General features: G+C 58.3%; 14 protein-coding genes and 1 tRNA gene. 14 read left to right on the plus strand and 1 reads right to left on the minus strand.

The features are described from left to right. Positions 1 to 453: 453 nt before the first annotated feature. Both dauA and KW821_RS03280 read left to right on the plus strand, forming a co-directional pair. Positions 454 to 2,190: a C4-dicarboxylic acid transporter DauA gene (gene dauA, locus KW821_RS03275; protein WP_218290413.1), complete on the plus strand. Its 1,737-nt coding sequence runs from the start codon at positions 454 to 456 to the stop codon at positions 2,188 to 2,190. Between the two features lie 182 nt (positions 2,191 to 2,372). After that, a tRNA-Ser gene (locus KW821_RS03280) sits at positions 2,373 to 2,460 on the plus strand. Between the two features lie 494 nt (positions 2,461 to 2,954). Here the strand turns inward: KW821_RS03280 and KW821_RS03285 are convergent. Beyond that, the gene (locus KW821_RS03285) at positions 2,955 to 4,169 is read right to left on the minus strand and encodes a hypothetical protein (RefSeq protein ID WP_218290414.1); all 1,215 of its coding nucleotides are present in this window, start codon (positions 4,167 to 4,169) and stop codon (positions 2,955 to 2,957) included. A 666-nt stretch (positions 4,170 to 4,835) separates the two neighbouring features. Between KW821_RS03285 and hcp1 the strand changes: the two genes are divergently transcribed. The 12 genes from hcp1 to tagH form a co-directional block, all read left to right on the plus strand. Further along, a complete protein-coding gene (gene hcp1, locus KW821_RS03290) occupies positions 4,836 to 5,354 on the plus strand; it encodes a type VI secretion system effector Hcp1 (protein ID WP_042653482.1) in 519 nt (172 codons plus the stop codon). A gap of 321 nt (positions 5,355 to 5,675) precedes the next feature. Next, the gene (tssI, locus tag KW821_RS03295; RefSeq protein WP_218290415.1) at positions 5,676 to 7,871 is read left to right on the plus strand and encodes a type VI secretion system tip protein TssI/VgrG; all 2,196 of its coding nucleotides are present in this window, start codon (positions 5,676 to 5,678) and stop codon (positions 7,869 to 7,871) included. Position 7,872: 1 nt separating this feature from the next. Next, positions 7,873 to 9,192 carry a hypothetical protein gene (locus KW821_RS03300; RefSeq protein ID WP_218290416.1) on the plus strand — a complete coding sequence of 440 codons (1,320 nt, stop codon included), beginning with the start codon at positions 7,873 to 7,875 and terminating at the stop codon, positions 9,190 to 9,192. Between the two features lie 9 nt (positions 9,193 to 9,201). Further along, positions 9,202 to 10,191 (plus strand): PoNi-like cognate immunity protein, encoded by a 990-nt coding sequence (locus KW821_RS03305; protein ID WP_218290417.1) that lies wholly within the window; start codon positions 9,202 to 9,204, stop codon positions 10,189 to 10,191. 147 nt (positions 10,192 to 10,338) lie between these two features. After that, a complete protein-coding gene (locus tag KW821_RS03310) occupies positions 10,339 to 10,884 on the plus strand; it encodes a hypothetical protein (protein WP_218290418.1) in 546 nt (181 codons plus the stop codon). A 138-nt stretch (positions 10,885 to 11,022) separates the two neighbouring features. After that, entirely contained in the window at positions 11,023 to 12,450 is a 1,428-nt protein-coding gene (locus KW821_RS03315) for a tetratricopeptide repeat protein (protein WP_218290419.1), read from the plus strand. A 616-nt stretch (positions 12,451 to 13,066) separates the two neighbouring features. After that, positions 13,067 to 13,570, plus strand: coding sequence for a type VI secretion system contractile sheath small subunit (tssB, locus tag KW821_RS03320; RefSeq protein ID WP_025326628.1), 504 nt, complete (start codon positions 13,067 to 13,069; stop codon positions 13,568 to 13,570). Positions 13,571 to 13,606: 36 nt separating this feature from the next. Then, positions 13,607 to 15,088: a type VI secretion system contractile sheath large subunit gene (tssC, locus tag KW821_RS03325; protein WP_218290420.1), complete on the plus strand. Its 1,482-nt coding sequence runs from the start codon at positions 13,607 to 13,609 to the stop codon at positions 15,086 to 15,088. 6 nt (positions 15,089 to 15,094) lie between these two features. Continuing rightward, positions 15,095 to 15,526, plus strand: a complete 432-nt coding sequence (tssE, locus tag KW821_RS03330; protein ID WP_218290421.1) for a type VI secretion system baseplate subunit TssE — start codon at positions 15,095 to 15,097, stop codon at positions 15,524 to 15,526. Positions 15,527 to 15,529: 3 nt separating this feature from the next. Then, a complete protein-coding gene (tssF, locus tag KW821_RS03335) occupies positions 15,530 to 17,296 on the plus strand; it encodes a type VI secretion system baseplate subunit TssF (protein WP_042653489.1) in 1,767 nt (588 codons plus the stop codon). Further along, positions 17,260 to 18,258 (plus strand): type VI secretion system baseplate subunit TssG, encoded by a 999-nt coding sequence (gene tssG, locus KW821_RS03340; protein ID WP_042653751.1) that lies wholly within the window; start codon positions 17,260 to 17,262, stop codon positions 18,256 to 18,258. Before tssF ends, tssG begins: the two co-directional genes overlap by 37 nt. A 2-nt stretch (positions 18,259 to 18,260) precedes the next feature. Further along, a partial coding sequence (gene tagH, locus KW821_RS03345) for a type VI secretion system-associated FHA domain protein TagH (RefSeq protein WP_218290422.1) occupies positions 18,261 to 19,426 on the plus strand: 1,166 nt, incomplete at its 3' end.

A 19,426-nucleotide genomic window follows, 5' to 3' on the forward strand; every position in this document is an offset into this window, starting at 1 on the left:
TTGAGATGAGCCTGCCCGGCGTTTTTGGATCCGTTGCTCATGGCCTGTCTGAGTCGTCCTGGCCGGCGACGCTGGGGATATGGCGAAGGGCAACAGCGGTTGGTCGGCAGCTGCCCATGGGGTGTGCCGAACGGGCAAACAAGCAGTCCCGGCGCTGACTGTTCAGGGGGAGGGCTGATGTTCACGGGATCGGTGCCGAGCCGTCGCCAAGGCTCAGGCTAAGTAGGGGAAAAGGGTGGCTAATGGCGGGAAAAGTAGGCGATATGCGGCCAATCAAGGGTCATCTCGCCTGGTAATGCCCATTTATTGATCCCGGCCATCGAAATATCTCGCCGGCTCGGGTAAGGTTGCTCTCGATACCATCGCCGTGTCGACAGCTCTGCCGGCCCTTGATGATGATCGGGTGCCGGTTCACTCCGGCCTTTGTCTCCTCCTTCTGGTATTACCCTATACATGCACAATCAAGCTTCCTTACAAGGCGTGAAGCTGGCTATCGCATTGCGCCAATCCTGTCTTGACGAACCCTATAGCGTGGCGCGTTTCGGCCGCGACCTCATCGCTGGCATCACGGTCGGCATCATCGCCATTCCGCTGGCCATGGCGCTGGCCATCGCCAGCGGCGTCCCGCCCCAGCATGGCCTCTACACCGCCATCGTCGCCGGCATAGTGATTGCCGTGACGGGGGGCTCGCGCTTCTCCATCTCGGGGCCGACCGCCGCTTTCGTGGTGATCCTCTATCCGGTGGCCCAGCAATTCGGGGTGGGCGGCCTGTTGATGGCGACCCTCATCTCGGGCTTCTTCCTGGTGGCCATGGGGATGGCGCGGCTCGGCCGCCTGATCGAATACATCCCGCCCTCAGTCACCCTGGGCTTCACCGGCGGTATCGCCATCGTGATCGCCACCTTGCAGATCAAGGACTTCTTCGGCCTCACCGTGGCCGAGATGCCGGAAACCTACGTCGGCAAGGTCGAGGCGCTGGTCCTGGCCCTGCCAAGCTGGCAGTGGGGGGATACCCTGGTGGGGGTGGCTACCCTGGCCGTGCTGCTGCTCTGGCCCAGATTGCGGCTGCCGGTGCCGGGCCATCTGCCAGCCGTGTTGGTAGGGGTCGGGCTCGGAGTGGGCCTGCACAGTGTGGGCGTGGATGTGGCCACCATCGGCAGCAAGTTCAGCTACACCCTGGCCGATGGCACCCAGGGCATGGGGATCCCGCCCATAGCGCCGACCCTGATGATGCCCTGGTCCCTGCCCGGGCCGGACGGTGCGCCCGTGGTCTGGGATCTGGCGGCCATTCAGCGGCTGCTGCCTGCCGCCTTCTCCATGGCCATGCTGGGTGCCATCGAATCACTGCTCTGCGCCGTGGTGCTGGATGGCATGACGGGGCGCAAGCACAGCTCCAACGGTGAGCTGGTGGGGCAGGGGCTGGGCAATATCCTGGCCCCCTTCTTCGGTGGCATCACGGCGACGGCCGCCATTGCGCGCTCCGCCGCCAACGTGCGGGCAGGGGCTACCTCGCCCATCTCCGGCATAGTGCATGCGCTGGTGGTGCTGGCCGCCATCCTGGTGCTGGCCCCCTGGCTCTCCTGGTTGCCGCTCTCCGCCATGGCCGCGCTGCTGCTGTTGGTGGCTTGGAACATGAGTGAAGCCCACAAGGTGGTGGATCTGATCCGCCGGGCGCCGCGCTCGGACGTGCTGGTGCTGCTGGTCTGCCTCTCCCTGACCGTCATCTTCGACATGGTCATCGCCATCACCTTCGGGGTGATCCTGGCGTCCCTGCTGTTTATGCGCGAGATCGCCAAGATGACCAAACTGCACAATCTGGCCGAGCACAAGCGTTATGCCAGCGAGGTACCGGCGCAGACCCTGATCTACAAGATCAACGGCCCCCTGTTCTTTGCGGCGGCGGAGCGGGTCTTCGACGAGTTGCTGGCCCAGGTCAAGGATCACAAGGCGCTGATCCTGCAGATGGAGGCCGTCTCCATCCTCGATGCGGGGGGCTTGTCTGCCTTCCAGCAGTTTGCAAGGCGGATGGCCAAGGCGGGTGTGCCGCTGAAGGTGGCCGAGTTGCAGTTCCAGCCCCTCAAGACCCTGGCCCGGGCCAGGGTGCGTCCCGTCCCGGGTGAGCTGGAGTTCTACGGCTCGCTGGAGGAGGCCATCAAAGGAGAACACTTGCACGAAGTGTCTGAAAATTGACTGAAAGGGATAGGGAATGGCATCTTTTTGGTCAGTTGGTTCGGTAATTGAGCAATTGATTGCAAAAAGTAAAAAATGAGATTGACCGGTCTGCACCTATCCCTTATCTTACGCCCCGTTCCAGCGCAATAGCGACGAGAACGGCGTGGTGATTGGACACGTTAAAGCGCAGTCGAAAATTTGGTGAGGTGTCCGAGTGGCTGAAGGAGCACGCCTGGAAAGTGTGTATACGGCAACGTATCGAGGGTTCGAATCCCTCCCTCACCGCCAAATAAAGTAAAAGGCCTGTCTTGCGACAGGCCTTTTACTTTTTCCGGTGACGGGCGGCTCGGTTCGGCCCCTGGTTTGACAAGCGGGCAGGATAGCCCGCTTGGACAGCCGCAGGCTGCCCGCAGGGCGAGCGCCAGGGATGGTGCGAGTCAATCCTGACCCGCCGCCAAATAGCAAAACCCGACCTTATGGTCGGGTTTTTTGCTTTCTGGGCTTCCGTCTCAACTGTGGATGGGTGAAGACTGTTGCAGGTTCGAGCGCAGCAGCTGGCTGTGACAATTTTCCTCAGGCCGCCCGGTAAAGCATCCCCCTGCCAAATAACAAAACCCCGCCTGCAAAGCGGGGTTTTTGTTTTTTAGCCCGACCGGATAACACCTCACGCAATAGAGCCGCATCGCTGAGGGTGCCGCTAGGCTTCTCTGATCACCTCCCGCTGTCGGCTCTTCGGGCCTGGCAGCGGCTTATACGCGCCGTATTCCCGCTAGGGCCCCGCATCAGAAGATCACCCCGACGAGCCGATCGAGCAGCACGTCGAAGGGGAACAGGGTGAGCAGCAGAGGCAGGAAGGGCACCACGGCGGCGAGGATCAGCTGCAGGAACATGTCCCGGCTAAAGGGCATGGGCCTGACCTCCTTGATGACGGCATAGGCATTGGCCAGATCGGCGAGGGACTGGATGTCGGCGGCGCCGAGCAGGGATTCACCGTCTCTGTCGGCCGTGCGCAGCCAGCGCCGCTCGAAACTGCGGCTGTATTCCGCCGCGAGGGCGCCGTATTCACGCAACCCCTGGCGCTTGGCCGCCATGATACGGGGAGCGAAGACGCTCAGCGGTGCCAGCACGAGCAGCAAGCCGAAGCCGGCCAGCAGAATGATTTCTGGTTTGTAGGCGGTCAGCACGGCGGCGTCATAGAAGATCCGGTTGGCGATGAAGCCGGCCAATTGGGCGCCAAATGCGGTCAACAGTGGTGCATAGGCATAGGCCGAGGCGCCGAGAAAACCGAGGCCACAGTTGCGATCGGGGTGGGTCGGGATGAGGTCGAGCCGGATCCTGGAGACCTGCCAGAGGAACCGGGTCCAGATGAGGATCCGATAGAACCAGCGCAGGATCAGAAACTGGATGAGGGGGTTGCTCACCCAGAAGAACCAGAAGCCGGGCAGGGTCAGGGCCACGTTCTCCCCATGTATGGTGGCGTACCAGGTAGAGGATTGCAGGACGAAGGTGTGGATCCGGATGAAGTAGCCCATCGAGAACACAAACAGGATGAGCCCGACCTCCACGGGGATCGAATTGCGCCAGCGCATAGCGCCCTGAATGGCGTCGTGAAAACGCGGCAAGGAGAGGGGCGAGATCAGCCCCCGCTCGATGAACTGGCGGACGATCAGCCGGATCCGCTGATGGACAATCAATTCGGCGTAGACCAGCAGCGAGACGCAGATCAGGAAGCGGACATGGGTCTCGATATCCAGCAGAAAGGGCACCGCGACCCCTTGCAACAGCTTGCCTTCCCACCCGCACAGCAACAGCAGGGGCAGCCAGCAGAGCCCGCTCAGGATCAGGATCCGTCGCCTGATATGGGCATTGATGTCGCCGAGATGAGCTCGGTTCCACAGCTGATAGAGGGGACCGCCCAGGATCAGGGAAAAGTCGTAAGGATCGGACAGGGGTTGGCCATGGGGATCGGGCGGGGTGACGGGCCTGTGGTGCGACATGATGAAACCACCTTGATGTGCAATGTAGCAGGGACTTGGTCGCCTCATCGCCGGTGATGAGGCTCCGGTGGGTAGTGAGTGCTGTTTTAGGGTGGAACAATGGCGACCCTTGAACGAGGCACCGCCAGAGTCCGAGTGTAGGTGAGAGAACCTGGATGGGCAGGGATGGGGAGAGGGTAATCACTGCAACTGTCGGATGCCATCGCCACACACCTGCTCAAGAGTCCATGGTTATAGGTATAGCGTTTGCGGTGGTCAGATGGAGCGCACAGCCATCAACAATTTATAGCCAGCCGGGATCCTGCTTCTGGTCACGGTCACGGTCACGGTCACAGTCGCTCGTGCCGATGGCGAACCTGAGCCATGTCTGGAGGGCGACCTGCTATCGGCGTGACAGCCGCGCAGAAGGAGCTCGGTCTATGGGTTGTCGTTGGTGATAAGTTCTGTTCAAGGCAACATGTTGCTCTAATACTGGATTTAGATACTGCAGTTGCAACAAATGCTGGCGGTATATGCCAGGAAAGCAAGGTATTGCGGCATAAAGGCAGGAGAGGAAGGTAGGGTTTTGTGTAACTATTTGTTTTAAAGGTAAAAAACTGATTGGCATGGTCGCTGCTAATGGTTCGGTCGAGTGTCATTACCGTTCAACCAATCAGGAGCATACTCATGCCAACTCCATGTTATATCAGCATCGAAGGTAAAACCCAGGGCAACATCACCGCCGGTGCCTTCACCTCCGACTCCGTCGGCAACATCTTCGTGCAGGGCCATGAAGACGAGATGCTGGTGCAAGAGTTCCAGCACGTCGTTACCGTGCCGACCGACCCGCAATCCGGTCAGCCGGCTGGTCAGCGTGTCCACAAGCCGTTCAAATTCACCGTCGCGCTGAACAAGGCCGTGCCGCTGATGTACAACTCCCTGGCCTCCGGCGAGATGCTGCCGAAAGTGACCCTGAAGTGGTATCGCACCTCGGTCGAAGGCAAGCAGGAGCACTTCTTCTCTACCGTGCTGACCGATTCCACCATCGTCGACATCGACTGCCAGATGCCCCACTGCCAGGATCCGGCGAAGTCTGACTTCACCCAGCTGATCCAGGTCTCCCTGGCCTACCGCAAGATCGACTGGGAACACACCGTTGCCGGTACCTCCGGTGCCGATGACTGGCGTGCCCCGATCGAGGCTTGATGCAATAAAGGAGCATCCATTTGGGTGCTCCTTTTTCTGTGTGTGGAGCACAAGGCAGCGTACCAAGAGCTCCTTCGCCTCGATAGCAACGCACCAATCCCTTTGCTGTTTATCGTCGACGCCATGCCGATGCTGCGTCTTTCTTCTGTTTGTTTGCCCGGGTGAGCGAGCACAAGAAAGAACATGACGACGGATCCCATTGCACGCCTCCGGGCGTGCGGTAGCCATGGCGGTGAAAAAGTGACAGCCATGGCGGATCTCTCATCCACCTCAGGTTACCCGGCAAGATTGCGGGGCCGGGCCGATAGCAGAGGCGTGCCGATGGCAGACAGCACAGGATTACAATTTACCGTCAAGGTGGGGGCGCTGCCCGAGACCACCTTTGTGGTGGCCGAGTTCATGCTGGAAGAGGCGTTGAACGGTCCCTTCCAGCTGCGACTGGAGCTGGCCAGCCCCCAGCCTGACATCGATTTTGGCGCCGTGCTGGACCAGCCCTGCGAGCTGCTGGTGTGGTACCAGGGCGAGCTGCAACGGCGGGTGTGCGGGGTGGTGAGCGACATGGCGCAGGGGGACAGCGGCTTTCGCCGCACCCGCTATCAGCTCATGGTGCAGCCGGCGCTGTGGCGGCTCTCCTTGCGCCAGAACTCCCGCATGTTCCAGGCCCAAAAGCCCGACGAAATCCTCAGCATCCTGCTGCAAGAGCACGGCATCACCGACTACGCCTTCGCGCTGAAAAACGAGCACGCCCAGCGGGAGTACTGCGTGCAGTACCGGGAGACGGACCTCGCGTTCGTCAACCGGCTGGCCGCCGAAGAGGGGTTGTTCTACTTCCACGAATTCGAGCAGGGCAAGCACCGCATCGTCTTTGCCGACGACGCGGTGGCCCTGACTGCCGGTCCCGAGCTGTTCTTCAATCTGGGCAACCGCTCGCTGGAACAGGGCCCCTACGTGCGCCAGTTCCACTACCGGGAGGCGGTGCGCCCCTCAGATGTGGAGCTGAAAGACTACAGCTTCAAGAGCCCAGCCTATGGCCTGTCCCACAAGAAGCTGGGGGCCGAGCTTGAACACCAGCGCGATACCTACCAGCACTTCGACTACCCGGGCCGCTACAAGCTGGACCCGAGTGGCAAGGCCTTCACCCAGCATCGGCTGGATGCGCTGCGCAACGATGCGGTGACTGGCAGTGGCAAGTCCAACTGCGCGGCCCTGCTGCCGGGCCAGACGTTTTCGCTGACCGAACACCCGAACGGTGGCTTGAACACCGATTGGCAAGTGGTGCGCATCAGCCACACCGGATTACAGCCCCAGGCGCTGGAGGAAGAGGGCGGCAGCGGCCCGACCATCTACCACAACGAATTTGCGGTGGTGAAGGCGAGCACCAGCTGGCGTGCCCGCATCGGCAGCCCACAGGCGCCCCACAAGCCGATGGTGGACGGCCCGCAAATCGCCACCGTGGTGGGCCCGGAGGGGGAGGAGATTTACTGCGACGAGCATGGCCGGGTGAAGCTGCAGTTCCCCTGGGACCGCTACGGTTCCAGTAACGACCAGAGCTCCTGCTGGGTGCGGGTGAGCCAGGGCTGGGCCGGTGGCCAGTACGGCATGCTGGCCATCCCACGCATCGGTCATGAGGTCATAGTGAGCTTTTTGGAAGGGGACCCGGACCAGCCCATAGTCACAGGCCGGACCTTCCACGCCACCAACCGACCCCCCTACGAGCTGCCGGCTAACAAGACCCGCACCGTGCTGCGCACCGAGACCCATCAGGGGGAGGGGTTCAACGAGCTGCGCTTCGAAGACCAGGCGGGACAGGAAGAGATTTACCTTCACGGCCAGAAAGACCTGAACGTACTCATAGAAAACGATGCCGCCTGGCACATCAAGCACGACCAGCACACCGACATTGACAATGAGCGGGTGACCCGCATCAAGGCCAATGACCATCTCACCGTGAATGGCGAGAAGCGGGACCACATCAAGGCCGATTACTCGCTCACCGTGGATGCGTCTCTGCATCAAAAACTCGGGCAGAGCTGGCTCACCCAGGCGGGGCAGGAAGTACACGTCAAGGCCGGTGCCAAGGTGGTGTTGGAGGCGGGCTCCGAGATCACCGTCAAGGTCGGCGGCTGCTTTATCAAGGTCGATGGCGGTGGCGTCACCCTGGTGGGGCCCACCATCAAGATGAACTCCGGCGGCAGCCCGGGCTCGGGCGCCGGTTGGGCGGGCCAAATTCCCAAGAGTTTAAAGGAAATGCTGGATGTCCCTCAAAACCGCTGGATGAAGTTTTATCACCTCGACTCCGAGTTGATGCCGTTGGCGGGCACCCCCTACAAGGCCGTATTGAGCGATGGTTCGGTGCGGGAAGGGACCCTGGATGGTGAAGGCATGGCGCTGCTGGAAGAGGTGCCTGCCGGTACGGCATCCGTGACCTATGACCTGGAGGACAACTTTGTCGACTTGCCCCGTGAACCCATCTCGGCCCTCTCTGGCCATCTCGATAGTCTGAGCGACGAGGGTTGATATGTTTGGTAATGATCTGTTTGAGCGGCTCTATGACCATCTGGATCAGGCCGTTTCCGGCGGCGCTGCCTATGTCAAACAAAGTGCCGATGCAGTAAAGAAGGGGATAGCTTCTAGCCTGCAATGGATCTGGGAAGCCCTTCAGGGGGATTTCAATCCCAATCAAAGCGCGGGGCAGATTGCCGCCAATGCCGTGTTGGGGTTGATCCCCGTTGTCGACCAGGTGCTGGACTGTCGCGATCTAATCGCCAATGCACGAGATATTTCCCGCGATCACAAACAGCCTGAGAAGTGGGTTTACCTCTGTTTCACCCTGATAGGTCTGATCCCGTCACTGGGCTCTGCCCTCAAGGGGGTGCTGAAGATCATCTTCCTGTTTGTCCGCAAGGCGGGTGGGGATGCAGCCAAGGCTATCAGACCCGCAATGGCACCAGTGCTGACGTTTCTCAGTGATCCCAAAGTCAAGAAAGTGCTGGGTATCTCGCGCATCGATACAGTGCTAAAAAGGTTTGCCGGTCAGATCCGGGGGCTGAGAGGGCAGATATCAGTCAGTGCGCTGCTAGGCTATTTGAACGATGCTGTCAGCTCTCTCACTGGTTTGATTAGCAAGATCAAGGGGTTGGCTCCCGCTTCGGTCAAAGTCTGGCTTGAGCAATCCCAGCGTATGGTGCTGCAGATGCAGTCACAGGCCGGCCAGATGCTGCCAGCGGCCATGGGGCCCGTGCTCAAATCCCTCGATGAGATTGCCGCAGGATTGGAGAAAGAGGCGGTCAAGCATGCCCCAGGTTACAAGGCTGTGCCCGGTGGCACCGTTATCCACCCGCTGCCGGATGATGTCGTCAAAGTGGATCTCAAGATCCTGAGCCGCTCCAAGAAAGGGATTTATGGCGAGATCATCAGCGACAACTGGATGGCAAATCACAAGTTCGAGAATCTGTTGCCAGAACATCGCCGGGTACGTAGCCTGAACGACAAGCCCAGAGGGCGGGGAATCGATGGTATCTACAAGAACACCAATCCTCCGCCTCCCTACGTGGTGACCGAGACCAAGTTTCGGACTGCAGGGGGCGAGTATATCGATGAGGATGGCACCAAGAGTACCCAGCTGTTGTCGATGACCAAGGGGTCTGGCAAGCAGATGAGCAATTTGTGGATAGAAAGACGGTTACCGGATGAAATAACAGATAAAAAGGTATTGGCGGATATCAGAAAACAAAAATATGAATCTTGGTTAATGATCGTCGATGAGTCTGGTGAGGTGATTCAGATCACCAAGTTGAATAAGAATGCCGATGCTATCGGTACTATCCCGGTCAAGTAGGAGCAGAGAATGAGTTCATTTATTGAGCAGCGTCGAGATCCACTGTTATCTGAAGATTTCTTCTTGGTTCAGCTAGAAGACTACAAAGAATCGCTCTATTTTGACCAAGAGTGGTGGAGCTGGATAAATGATCCTCACCATGAACGTTGGAGTGACCCAGCAGGATTACCTACTCGCTCTGGTGCCAGTGCTGGAATGTTTATGGATAATCTTGAACATGTAATCTTGCTTTATTCTGGTGGAGTCTCTCATGAAGAGGTTATTGCTCAACTGAGCGTCGTCACTAAAGAGTTTCTGCGCCATAAAAAAGAGTTTCCAGATGAACAGTTTTATTACTGGGAGCAAGATGCCTATCAATATCTGCTCTGGATGTTCTCATTAAGCATCCTCTATGGGCAGGATGAGATGCTGCCCGAGCTGGTGCGTTATATCAGTAAAAATCCGGAAGGGGACGACGACCCGCTGTGGAGCATGTTGTTGGCTCGCTTGGGCTATCCCGGTCTCCCCCGTGGTCCAGAATCCTATATCCCCGAGGTTTATCGCCCGCTGTTTGATGCCATCAAGGGTGATGGTGTGAATCCCACCAGGGTTGAGCGTCAGGCGAGCATCAAGCAATATCTCAAGGGGTGGTACAAGGGATGTAAAGAGTGTTATTGGTACGACAGGCACAAGGCAAAGCATGCCATCTACTTTGGCTATTGGGCTTTTGAAGCGGCGCTTGTCACCCTGCTCTATGAGTTGGACGACAGCGGTTATCGGGATATGCGCTATTACCCCAAGGATCTGGTCGATCATGCCAGAGCGAATGGTATTGCAGAAAAATGGCAGGCACTGCGAGTGGTTCAACATCCCATTGCCATGCCGGGCTCTGTGGTGGAGCAGGATGGCAACTGGCGGTGCAACCTGACCGATGAACAGTGGCAACTGCGAAAAGGACAGAAGTTGCCTTCCCAAACCCATATCAACAAGGATGACATGTTGTTCTGGGTACAGGAGTAGTCTGCATTTTATCGATCATGCACAGCCTGCATGGTCGATATATCTCGATGCCCGAGTGACGTTTGATGTTATTGCGCAGGCTCATTCATGTTAGGCACGAATTGCCTAGCACCCTTGGCTCTGTATGAAAAAAATAGAGGAAGAAGAGTGAAGGCGATAAAAGAACTATTCCTGATCCTCTCTGTCATCATCTTGTCTCCCCTGTTAATTCCCATGGTTTATGTCGAAAGACGAAGAAAAAAATGGTTTCTATCGACTTTACTATCCCCTCTGCCTGAAGACATCAGAGTCGGCAGAGTGAACTATCTGATGAATACGAACGCCGATGCGCTACAGGGTCGTATCGTGTCAACACTTGTTGAGCTGAATTCCGATGAGCGTTGGGTATGTCTCAATATCGACTGGCGAGACGTTGAGGAAGTTGAGTTACAAGGAAACGCATTGGCGGATATTCATGGTTTGAAGGAGCATTTCATGTGCTCCGAGCCGGATGAGGACGCATCGGTTTGGAGCATGCTGGTACTTTATAACCTATGGTTGCAAGCGCGAGGATATGGTGTCGTGCTTTTGGATATCAGCTCTGATCAATATACAGGTTTCATTTGCCCATCAAATATTCTTGATAAGCTGTTAAATGAGGGGGGTAAGCTGGGTTTGGAGCTGGTCAAGTTGGACCATGTGAACGAACAATAATATTCTGAATCAGTATGAATCTTCTGGAATACGATTTATTTAAAGACAGTTGATGAGAAATAGAAAATCAATCAAGTTGTAAGAAAGTGTTATGTACGCAACCACCCCTACCATCCTAATTATTCGCAGATACAAACGATGACATACCGCACATTATGGTTGGTGCTGGCGAGCCATTGGCTCGCCGCTTGTACCACAACGACGTCACAGACCGAATCCGAACTCTCTCAAGCCGCCCAGCAGGGTCAGGGCAAGGCGCAGTATGAGCTGGCCAATCGCCTGGCGACCAAGCCAGATTATCCCGATGCGATGCGCTGGATGAAACAGGCCGCCGAGCAATCAGGGCCCCTGGAGGCGGATGCCGACATACGGGGAAAGGCGGCGCTGCAGGTGGGGAGCTGGTATCAGGCCGGCCTGGGTGAGCCGAAGAATCCCAAGTTGGCCCATGAGTGGTGGAAACGCTCGGCCAAGCTGGGCAATCCAGAGGCCAGTTATCAGCTGGGGGCTGATTGCCAGCAACAGCATAAAGGAAAACTGGTAAGCGAGTGCCTTGACTGGTTCGAGCAGGCAGCCAAGCGGGATCATGCGACGGCACAGCTGGTGCTGGGAGAGTGGTATACCAAACAGCCCGGCGCCGATGCCGATGCGGTTCAGTGGCTGGAAAAGGCTGCCGAGCAGGGCAATCGTGAGGCCCAGTATCAACTCGGACTGCGCTATGAGCAGGGGAAAGGGGTGAGCAAGCGTCCCGACCTCGCCCTGCGTTGGTACGAGAAGGCCGCGGCCCAGCAACAACCGGATGCTTTGTTGACCTTGGCTCGCCGGGCAAGTAAGGCCGAGGCATTCCCCCTTTATCAGAGTGCCGCCAATGCGGGATCGCCACCAGCCCAGCTGTGGTTGGGGCAAGCCTACCTCGTTGGCGAGGTAATAGCGCAGGATCTCGCACTCGGTCGTTACTGGCTGGAGCTGGCAGCGAGTCATGGCTCCCATGAGGCTGAATATCAGCTGAGTCTGCAACAGAGCGACCCGTCGGCGCGAGAGCACTGGCTAACGCTGGCGGCCAAAGGCGGGGTGAGCCAGGCACAACTCGAGCTGGCCAAGTTGCAGCAGGGCAGAGGAGAGCTGAAAGCGGCTCGTCAGACTGTCTTGCTGGCGGCGGCACAGGGGAACAGCGAGGCCCAATATGCCTACGGTGAGGTGCTGCGGCTGGGGCTCGGCGGTGAGGCGGATTATGGCGAGGCATTGAAGCAGTATCGATTGGCGGCGAATGCCAATCACCGACAGGCGCAGTATCGCATGGGCACCATGCGTGAGAAGGGTTGGGGGGCTCCACGTAATAGACTGCATGCCTATGCATGGTACTTGCTTGCCGCCACGGATGGAAATACCGATGCGACCGCCGCCAGCCGTGAGCTGGAGAGAGGCATGACGGAACAGGAAAAAGGTGCCGGTCAGAAACTGGCGCAGCACTGGTTTACGACACTGACGAGCACGCATCAGTTGGAGCAGTCGCAAGACATAATCAAGACAGAATATAGAGTCGTGGAAACCGTCAGTAACGATAAATAAATCTATTTAATGAGGATGTATTCCTTAAGATGGCTAGCTTCTTTTTTAAACAAAAAATGAATTCTTTATGAATTTTTTTGTGAAGGCTCCTTATGAAGCAGAGGTTCGTGTTTCCCTTTACATGTAAATAAGCGTTTCAATCAAGGGTTAGCCCGAGAAAATGACTGGCCTGTCATTGTGTTTCGCATCTTTAAATGAATATCCACCATATTTATTAACAACATTGAATCTAGATTTGTAAATTTCACATAATTCTTCTAAGTTATTGATTTTTATTGAATTAAAATTTTACTGTAATATTTTATATCTGTTGTTGATTGGTGTGTTGACGTTGTGACATTTAAAAATATACCATCTACCGTAAATGGCCCCTGGCCAATAATGACCTCTAACAAAGAGTAGAGGCATGATCGGGTTGTATTAAGTAACAAGATGCATATTGCATTTTTGATCATCAACGCTTCGGCTTGTCGTATATCAAAAATGTATCGTCGGTTAATGTTTTTCTGTCAGGATCTCTGTTGATCCCGTCAACTGTCATTTCTTACAGTTGCTGGCAAAGACATTGGCTATAAGCTTTGGGGTCTTAATGGATCCTTAACTTGGTATTTAGAGCATGGGAAAAGGAATTGATGGCGCCACTGTTGCGCCCAAAGAGCGTATTAATATCAAATATGTGCCGGCAACCGGCGGTCAGCAGGCGGAAATAGAGCTGCCGTTGACCATGATGGTGGTTGGCAACATGAAAGGACGCACGGAAGAGACCCCTATCGAGGAGCGTCAGACCGTGTCCATCGACAAGAATAATTTTTCTTCTGTCATGAAAGAATCTGCACTGGAGCTGAAGTTTTCCGTTCCCAATCGCCTGGAGGAAAACAGCCAGGACGAGCTGCCCGTGTCGATCAAGATCCAGTCTCTGGAAGACTTCACTCCCGACAGCGTTGCCCAGCAAGTTCCCGAGCTGCGCAAGCTGCTGGAACTGCGTGAGGCCCTGGTTGCTCTGAAAGGACCCTTGGGAAATATCCCGTCCTTCCGCAATCGTTTGCAGGATCTGCTGTCCAGTGACGAGGCTCGCGAGCAACTGCTCAAGGAGCTGGATCTGATTAAGCCTGCCGAGTGATCCGCAGATTAATTGACTGATTGATAAGGAAAAAATATGTCTCTGGTCGAAGAACAGGTTAAAGCGGGGGCGAGTGCTGCTGCTCCCTCGTCCTTGCTGGACGAAATCATGGCGCAGGCGCGCATCACCCCGGTCGATGAGGGTTACAGTGTCGCCAAGCAGGGTGTCGCCGCCCTGATCGCCAACATTCTGGACAGCGGTACCACCACGGATCCGGTCAACAAGGCGCTGGTGGACAGCATGATTGTCGAGCTCGACAAGAAGCTGAGCAAGCAGATGGATGTCATCCTGCACGCCAAAGAGGTGCAGGAGCTGGAATCCTCCTGGCGTTCGCTCAAGCTGCTGGTGGATCGCACCGATTTTCGTGAAAACATCAAGATCCAGGTGCTGCATGCGACCAAGGAAGAGTTGCTGGAAGATTTCGAGTTCTCCCCCGAAATCACCCAGTCCGGCCTCTACAAGCATGTCTATTCGAGCGGCTACGGCCAGTTTGGTGGCCAGCCCATCGGTGCCGTGATCGGCGACTACGCCTTCACCCACAGCTCCCCCGACATCAAGCTGATGCAATACGTCAGTGCGGTCGGTGCCATGGCGCACTCCCCCTTCATTTCCTCTGTCGCCCCGGCCTTCTTTGGCGTGGACAGCTTCACCGATCTGCCGTCCATCAAGGATCTCAAGTCGGTCTTCGAAGGCCCGGCCTATACCAAATGGCGCGTGTTGCGTGAATCGGAAGATGCCCGTTATCTGGGGCTGACCGCACCGCGCTTCCTGGCCCGTCTGCCTTACGATCCGACCGAGAACCCCATCAAGGGCTTCAACTATCAGGAAGACATCAGCTCGGATCACGATCACTACCTCTGGGGCAACACCGCCTACCTGATGGGGACTTCCCTGACCGACAGCTTCGCCAAGTACCGTTGGTGCCCGAACATCATAGGTCCCCAGAGCGGTGGCGCCATCCAGGATCTGCCGGTGCATGTCTATGAGGCCATGGGCCAGCTGCAGGCGAAGATCCCGACCGAGGTGCTGATCACCGATCGTCGTGAATATGAGCTGTCGGAAGAGGGCTTCATCACCCTGACCATGCGCAAAGACAGCGACAATGCGGCCTTCTTCTCCGCCAACTCGGTGCAAAAGCCCAAGGTGTTCCCGAACACCAAGGAAGGCAAGGAAGCGGAAACCAACTACAAGCTGGGTACCCAACTGCCCTACATGTTCATCATCAATCGCCTGGCCCACTACATCAAGGTGTTGCAGCGCGAGCAGATCGGCTCCTGGAAGGAGCGTCAGGATCTGGAGCGTGAGCTGAACGGCTGGATCAAGCAGTACGTGGCCGATCAGGAAAACCCGCCGGCAGACGTGCGTAGCCGCCGCCCGCTGCGTGCCGCCCAGATCAAGGTGCTGGACGTGGAAGGCGAGCCGGGCTGGTATCAGGTCGCCATGGCCGTGCGCCCGCACTTCAAGTACATGGGCGCCAGCTTCGAGCTGTCTCTGGTGGGTCGTCTGGACAAGGAATAATGCCCGATGCCGTATCTCTCTTCTTGGGATAGAGGAAATGCGGCCAGTCTGTTTGACAGGATCCGGGGGGAGGGGCTGGCCTCTTCCCCCCAATCGGACGTTGAGGAGCTGATCGATTCGGTCAAACGGCAGCTCGATCAAATCCTCAACACCCGTCCCGGTAATTGTCGCAGTGCCCCCGAGCTGGGTGTCATCGATCTCAATGACGCCACTCAGGGCAGTGCCGACATCAAGGGGCGGATCCGTGAGGCGATCCGGCAATGCATCCGTCGCTATGAGCCGCGGATCATTCACGTGGATGTCCGTTCACCAGACCATCAATCGAGTCCGCTCGAGATGTCGTTTCAGGTGACGGCACACGTGAGACTGGATCACATCGAACAGGTTACCTCGTTCAACGTCCATATGGACAGCCACCGTCACTACCGCATGGTCTGATCAATGTCGCTGGAACATTACTTCAGGGATGAACTGGCATTTTTGCGCCTGCAAGGGCGCGAATTTGCCGATGCCTATCCCGAACTCACCCGTTTCCTGTCGGAGCAAAATACCGATCCGGACGTGGAGCGCCTGCTGGAAGGCTTCGCGTTTCTCACCGGCAATCTGCGCGCCAAGATCGAGGATGAGTTCCCCGAGCTGACCCACGGTCTGCTCAATATGCTCTGGCCCAACTATTTGCGCCCCGTGCCCAGCATGACCATCATGCAGTTCTCGGTCATTCCGGGTGCCATCACCCAGCCGGCGCTGGTCAAGCAGGGTTGTCAACTCGACAGCCTGCCCATCGACGAGGTGACCTGTCACTTCCAGACCAGCCACGATGCCTGGATCTACCCGGCCGATATCCGCCATATCGCCTCCCAGAGTGGCAATGATCTCTCCACCATCTCGCTGGATATCGCCCTGCATGCCCCCTTGCCGCTAAGCGAGCTGCAGCTGGACAAGCTGCGTTTCTTCCTCGGTGGCGACAGCTATACCGCCTATGAGCTCTATTTCTGGCTCTCCAACCAGCTCTCTCATATCGAGCTGGAGATCGACGGCAAGCGCTTTCGCCAGGAGGCCAAGGCACTCAAGCCCATCGGCTTCGAGCGCGACGATGCCCTGCTGCCCTATCCGAACAACGTCTATTCCGGCTACCGGATCCTGCAAGAGTATTTCTGCTTCCCGGAGAGTTTTCTGTTCTTCGAGCTCTCCGGCGGTGACTGGCCGAAGCAACCCCTGCCGGTCAGCGAGTTCAAGATCCACTTCTGTTTCGACCGGCCTCTGCCGGCGGAGCTCAAGATCCGGCCCGACTCCTTCATGCTCAACTGCGTGCCGGCCATCAACCTGTTCCAGCACGACAGTGAGCCGGTCAACCTCAACGGCCGCCAGGCCGAGTACCCCCTCAAGGCGAGTTACCGCCACGCGGACAGCTTCGAGATCTTCTCGGTCGACGAGGTCGAAGGCTGGGTGGAGGGCAACCTGGGCCGCTCCCGCGGCACGCCACGCATATATCAGCCGTTCGAGAGTTTCCAGCACCAGATCGAGCGGGCCAAGCACCGCCTGGCGCTCTACTACCGGGTGCGGGTCAGGGAGGCGGTCAGTGGCGACGGCTTCGAGCATCAGCTCTCCTTCGTGCGGGGGGACGAGACCACCACCGTCGATCTCGATGAATCCATCTCGGTCACCCTGACCTGCACCAACCGTTCCCGCGCCGCCGCCCTCAAGGTCGGCAACATCTGCGTGCCGACCGGCAGTTCGCCCTCGTTTGCCACCTTCCGCAATCTGATCCGGCCGACCCGGCCATTGCGCCCGGCACTGGATGGCAGCCTGCACTGGACCCTCATCTCCAACCTGTCCCTCAACTATGTCTCCCTGCTGCGTCGCGATGCCCTGGTGCAGGTGCTGCGCACCTATGACTTCCCGGCGCTGCACGACAAGCAGGCCGAGCAGGCCTCGCGCAAGCGGCTGGCGGGGATCGAGGAGATCGAGACCACCCCGGTCGACCGGCTGGTGCGCGGCATGCCGGTGCGCGGACTCAAGTCTGTGCTCTCCATCCGCCAGTCCGCCTTTGGCAGCGAGGGGGAGCTCTACCTGTTCAGCACAGTGCTGGCTCACTTCTTCTCGCTGTATGCCAGCGTCAATGCCTTCCACCTGCTTGAGGTGGTCAATCTCGACAACAAGGAGCGTTACCAGTGGCCAGTCCAGATCGGTCAGCACTCCCTGATGTGACGTCCGCCAGGGACGCCCCCCGCTTCAATTTCTTCCAGCTGGTCGAGTTGCTCAACCGGCTGGACGGCACCGATCAGGAGCGGGGGCTCGATCATCTGCCGGGCGATGAAGGGATCCGCTTCAAGGCGACCGCCTCCCTCGGCTTCCCCACCAGCGACGTGCTGCAGATAGGCAAGGATGGCAAGGGGCGCCATGAGCTGGAGGTGGCCTTCCTCGGCCTGCACGGCAGTCAGTCTCCCATGCCCGGCTACTACCTGGACTCGCTGGCCTGGGAGTACGCCCAGGGCGAGCAGAAGCTCGGCCTGTTTCTGGACTTCTTCCACCACCGCCTGCTGACCCTGCTGCACCGGATCTGGCGCAAGTACCGCTACCACGTGCGCTTTCAGGACAACGGTGAGGATGGATTCTCCCGCCTGATGTTCGCCCTGGTGGGGCTGGGTAACGAGGCGGTCTGCCGCAGCCTGCCGGTCAACCGCGCCAAGATGCTCTCCTACGCCGGCATGCTGGCCAGCCCCAGCCGCTCCCCCGAGGTGGTGGCCGGCCTGGTGGCGCACTGTTTCGATCTGGCGGATGTGACGGTCAGCGCCTGGCAGTGGCGCCGGGTGTCCATCCATCAGGATCAGCAGAACCGGCTGGGCAGCGCCTGCGCCACCCTGGGGGATGACTTCGTCATCGGCGACAAGGTGAACGATTGTGCGGGCAAGTTTTTATTGAAGATCAACAACCTGAGTTTTGGGCAGTTTCTCGGGTTTCTCCCGAACGGAGAGCATTTCCACGCCCTGGTGACCTTTGTCTCCTTCATCCTGCGCGACCAATTGGCCTGGGATCTGCGGCTTGGCTTCGGCCAGGAGCAGGCCAAAGGGCTGAGGTTGGGGGAGGAGCAGAGTGCGCGCCTGGGCTGGAGTACCTTTCTCGGTCAGCCGCCGAGTGAGCCGTTCGTGACCATTTGTGTGCAGGAGTGAATGTGGACGACTTTAACCAGCAACTTTCCCTGGTGGTGCTCAACAGCGAGCAGCTCGATGGCAACCAGCAGGTGCAATACCGCTTCGATGAGATGGGCGGTTCCCTCGGGGCCTCCGAACAGGATGACTGGCAGCTGCGCGACAGGTTGGGGGCGGTCATGCCGGCCCACGCCCGAGTCGAGCTCCATGACGGTCGCTTCTGTCTGTGCGATCTGAGCGGTCAGACCTATATCAACGGTGCGACCTCACCCATAGGGCGGGCCCGCAAGGTGCATCTGGAGCAGGGGGACGAGCTGATCGTCGGTCCGTTCCGGCTACGCGCCTACCTGGGGGCCATCTCGGCCGAGCAGAGCCTGCAGCAGGTGCTGGGCAACCGTCTCTCCGAGCAGCTGGACGAGTGGCTGAGCGGGGAGGCGCATCGGCCGAGCCAGGACGATCCGCGCGCCCTGGCCGTCGATCCCTTGCTGGCGCTGCAGCATGAGCGCAACCCCCTGACCCCGCTGGTCGATCCCCGTCGCCAGAGCGACTTCCACCCGCAACCGGATATGGAACATCCGTCCCTGTCCCCCTTTTCTGCCGTCGAGGACACCATGAACCAAGAATTTCTGGATATGCCCACCATCGAGAACCATCCCGATTACGCCCATCCGCTGGAGGGGGTCGATCACGTCGCACTGACGCCCTTGATGCGCGGGCTGGGTCAGCCGTTGCAGTTGCAAGATACCCAGCAGGCCCACGACATGCTCGAAGAGATGGGCAAGACGGTACGCGCCATGGTGGAAGGCTTACTGAAACTGCAAAGCGATCAGGCGGCGCTGGCGGACCGGCACCTGCGTCCCATCGAGGACAACCCGCTGCGGCTCGGGCTCGACTATGACGAGACCCTGGCGGTGATGTTTGCCGAGCAGAAGAGCCCGGTGCACCTGACCGCCCCGGCGGCGGTGGCCGAGAGCCTGCGCAACGTGCGCATCCATCACGTCGCGAATCAGCAGGCCATAGGCGCAGCGCTCGACAGCATACTGCAGGCCTTCTCGCCGGATACGCTGCTCGGCCGCTTCGAGCACTACCGCCGCACCGGTACCCCGGGCATGGCCGACGAGGGCTGGGCCTGGAACATGTACCAGCACTACTACCGCGAGCTCACCTCTGCCCGCCAGCAAGGGTTCGA

This window comes from Aeromonas sp. sif2416, from assembly GCF_019218665.1.
GTDB classification, from domain to species: domain Bacteria; phylum Pseudomonadota; class Gammaproteobacteria; order Enterobacterales; family Aeromonadaceae; genus Aeromonas; species Aeromonas encheleia.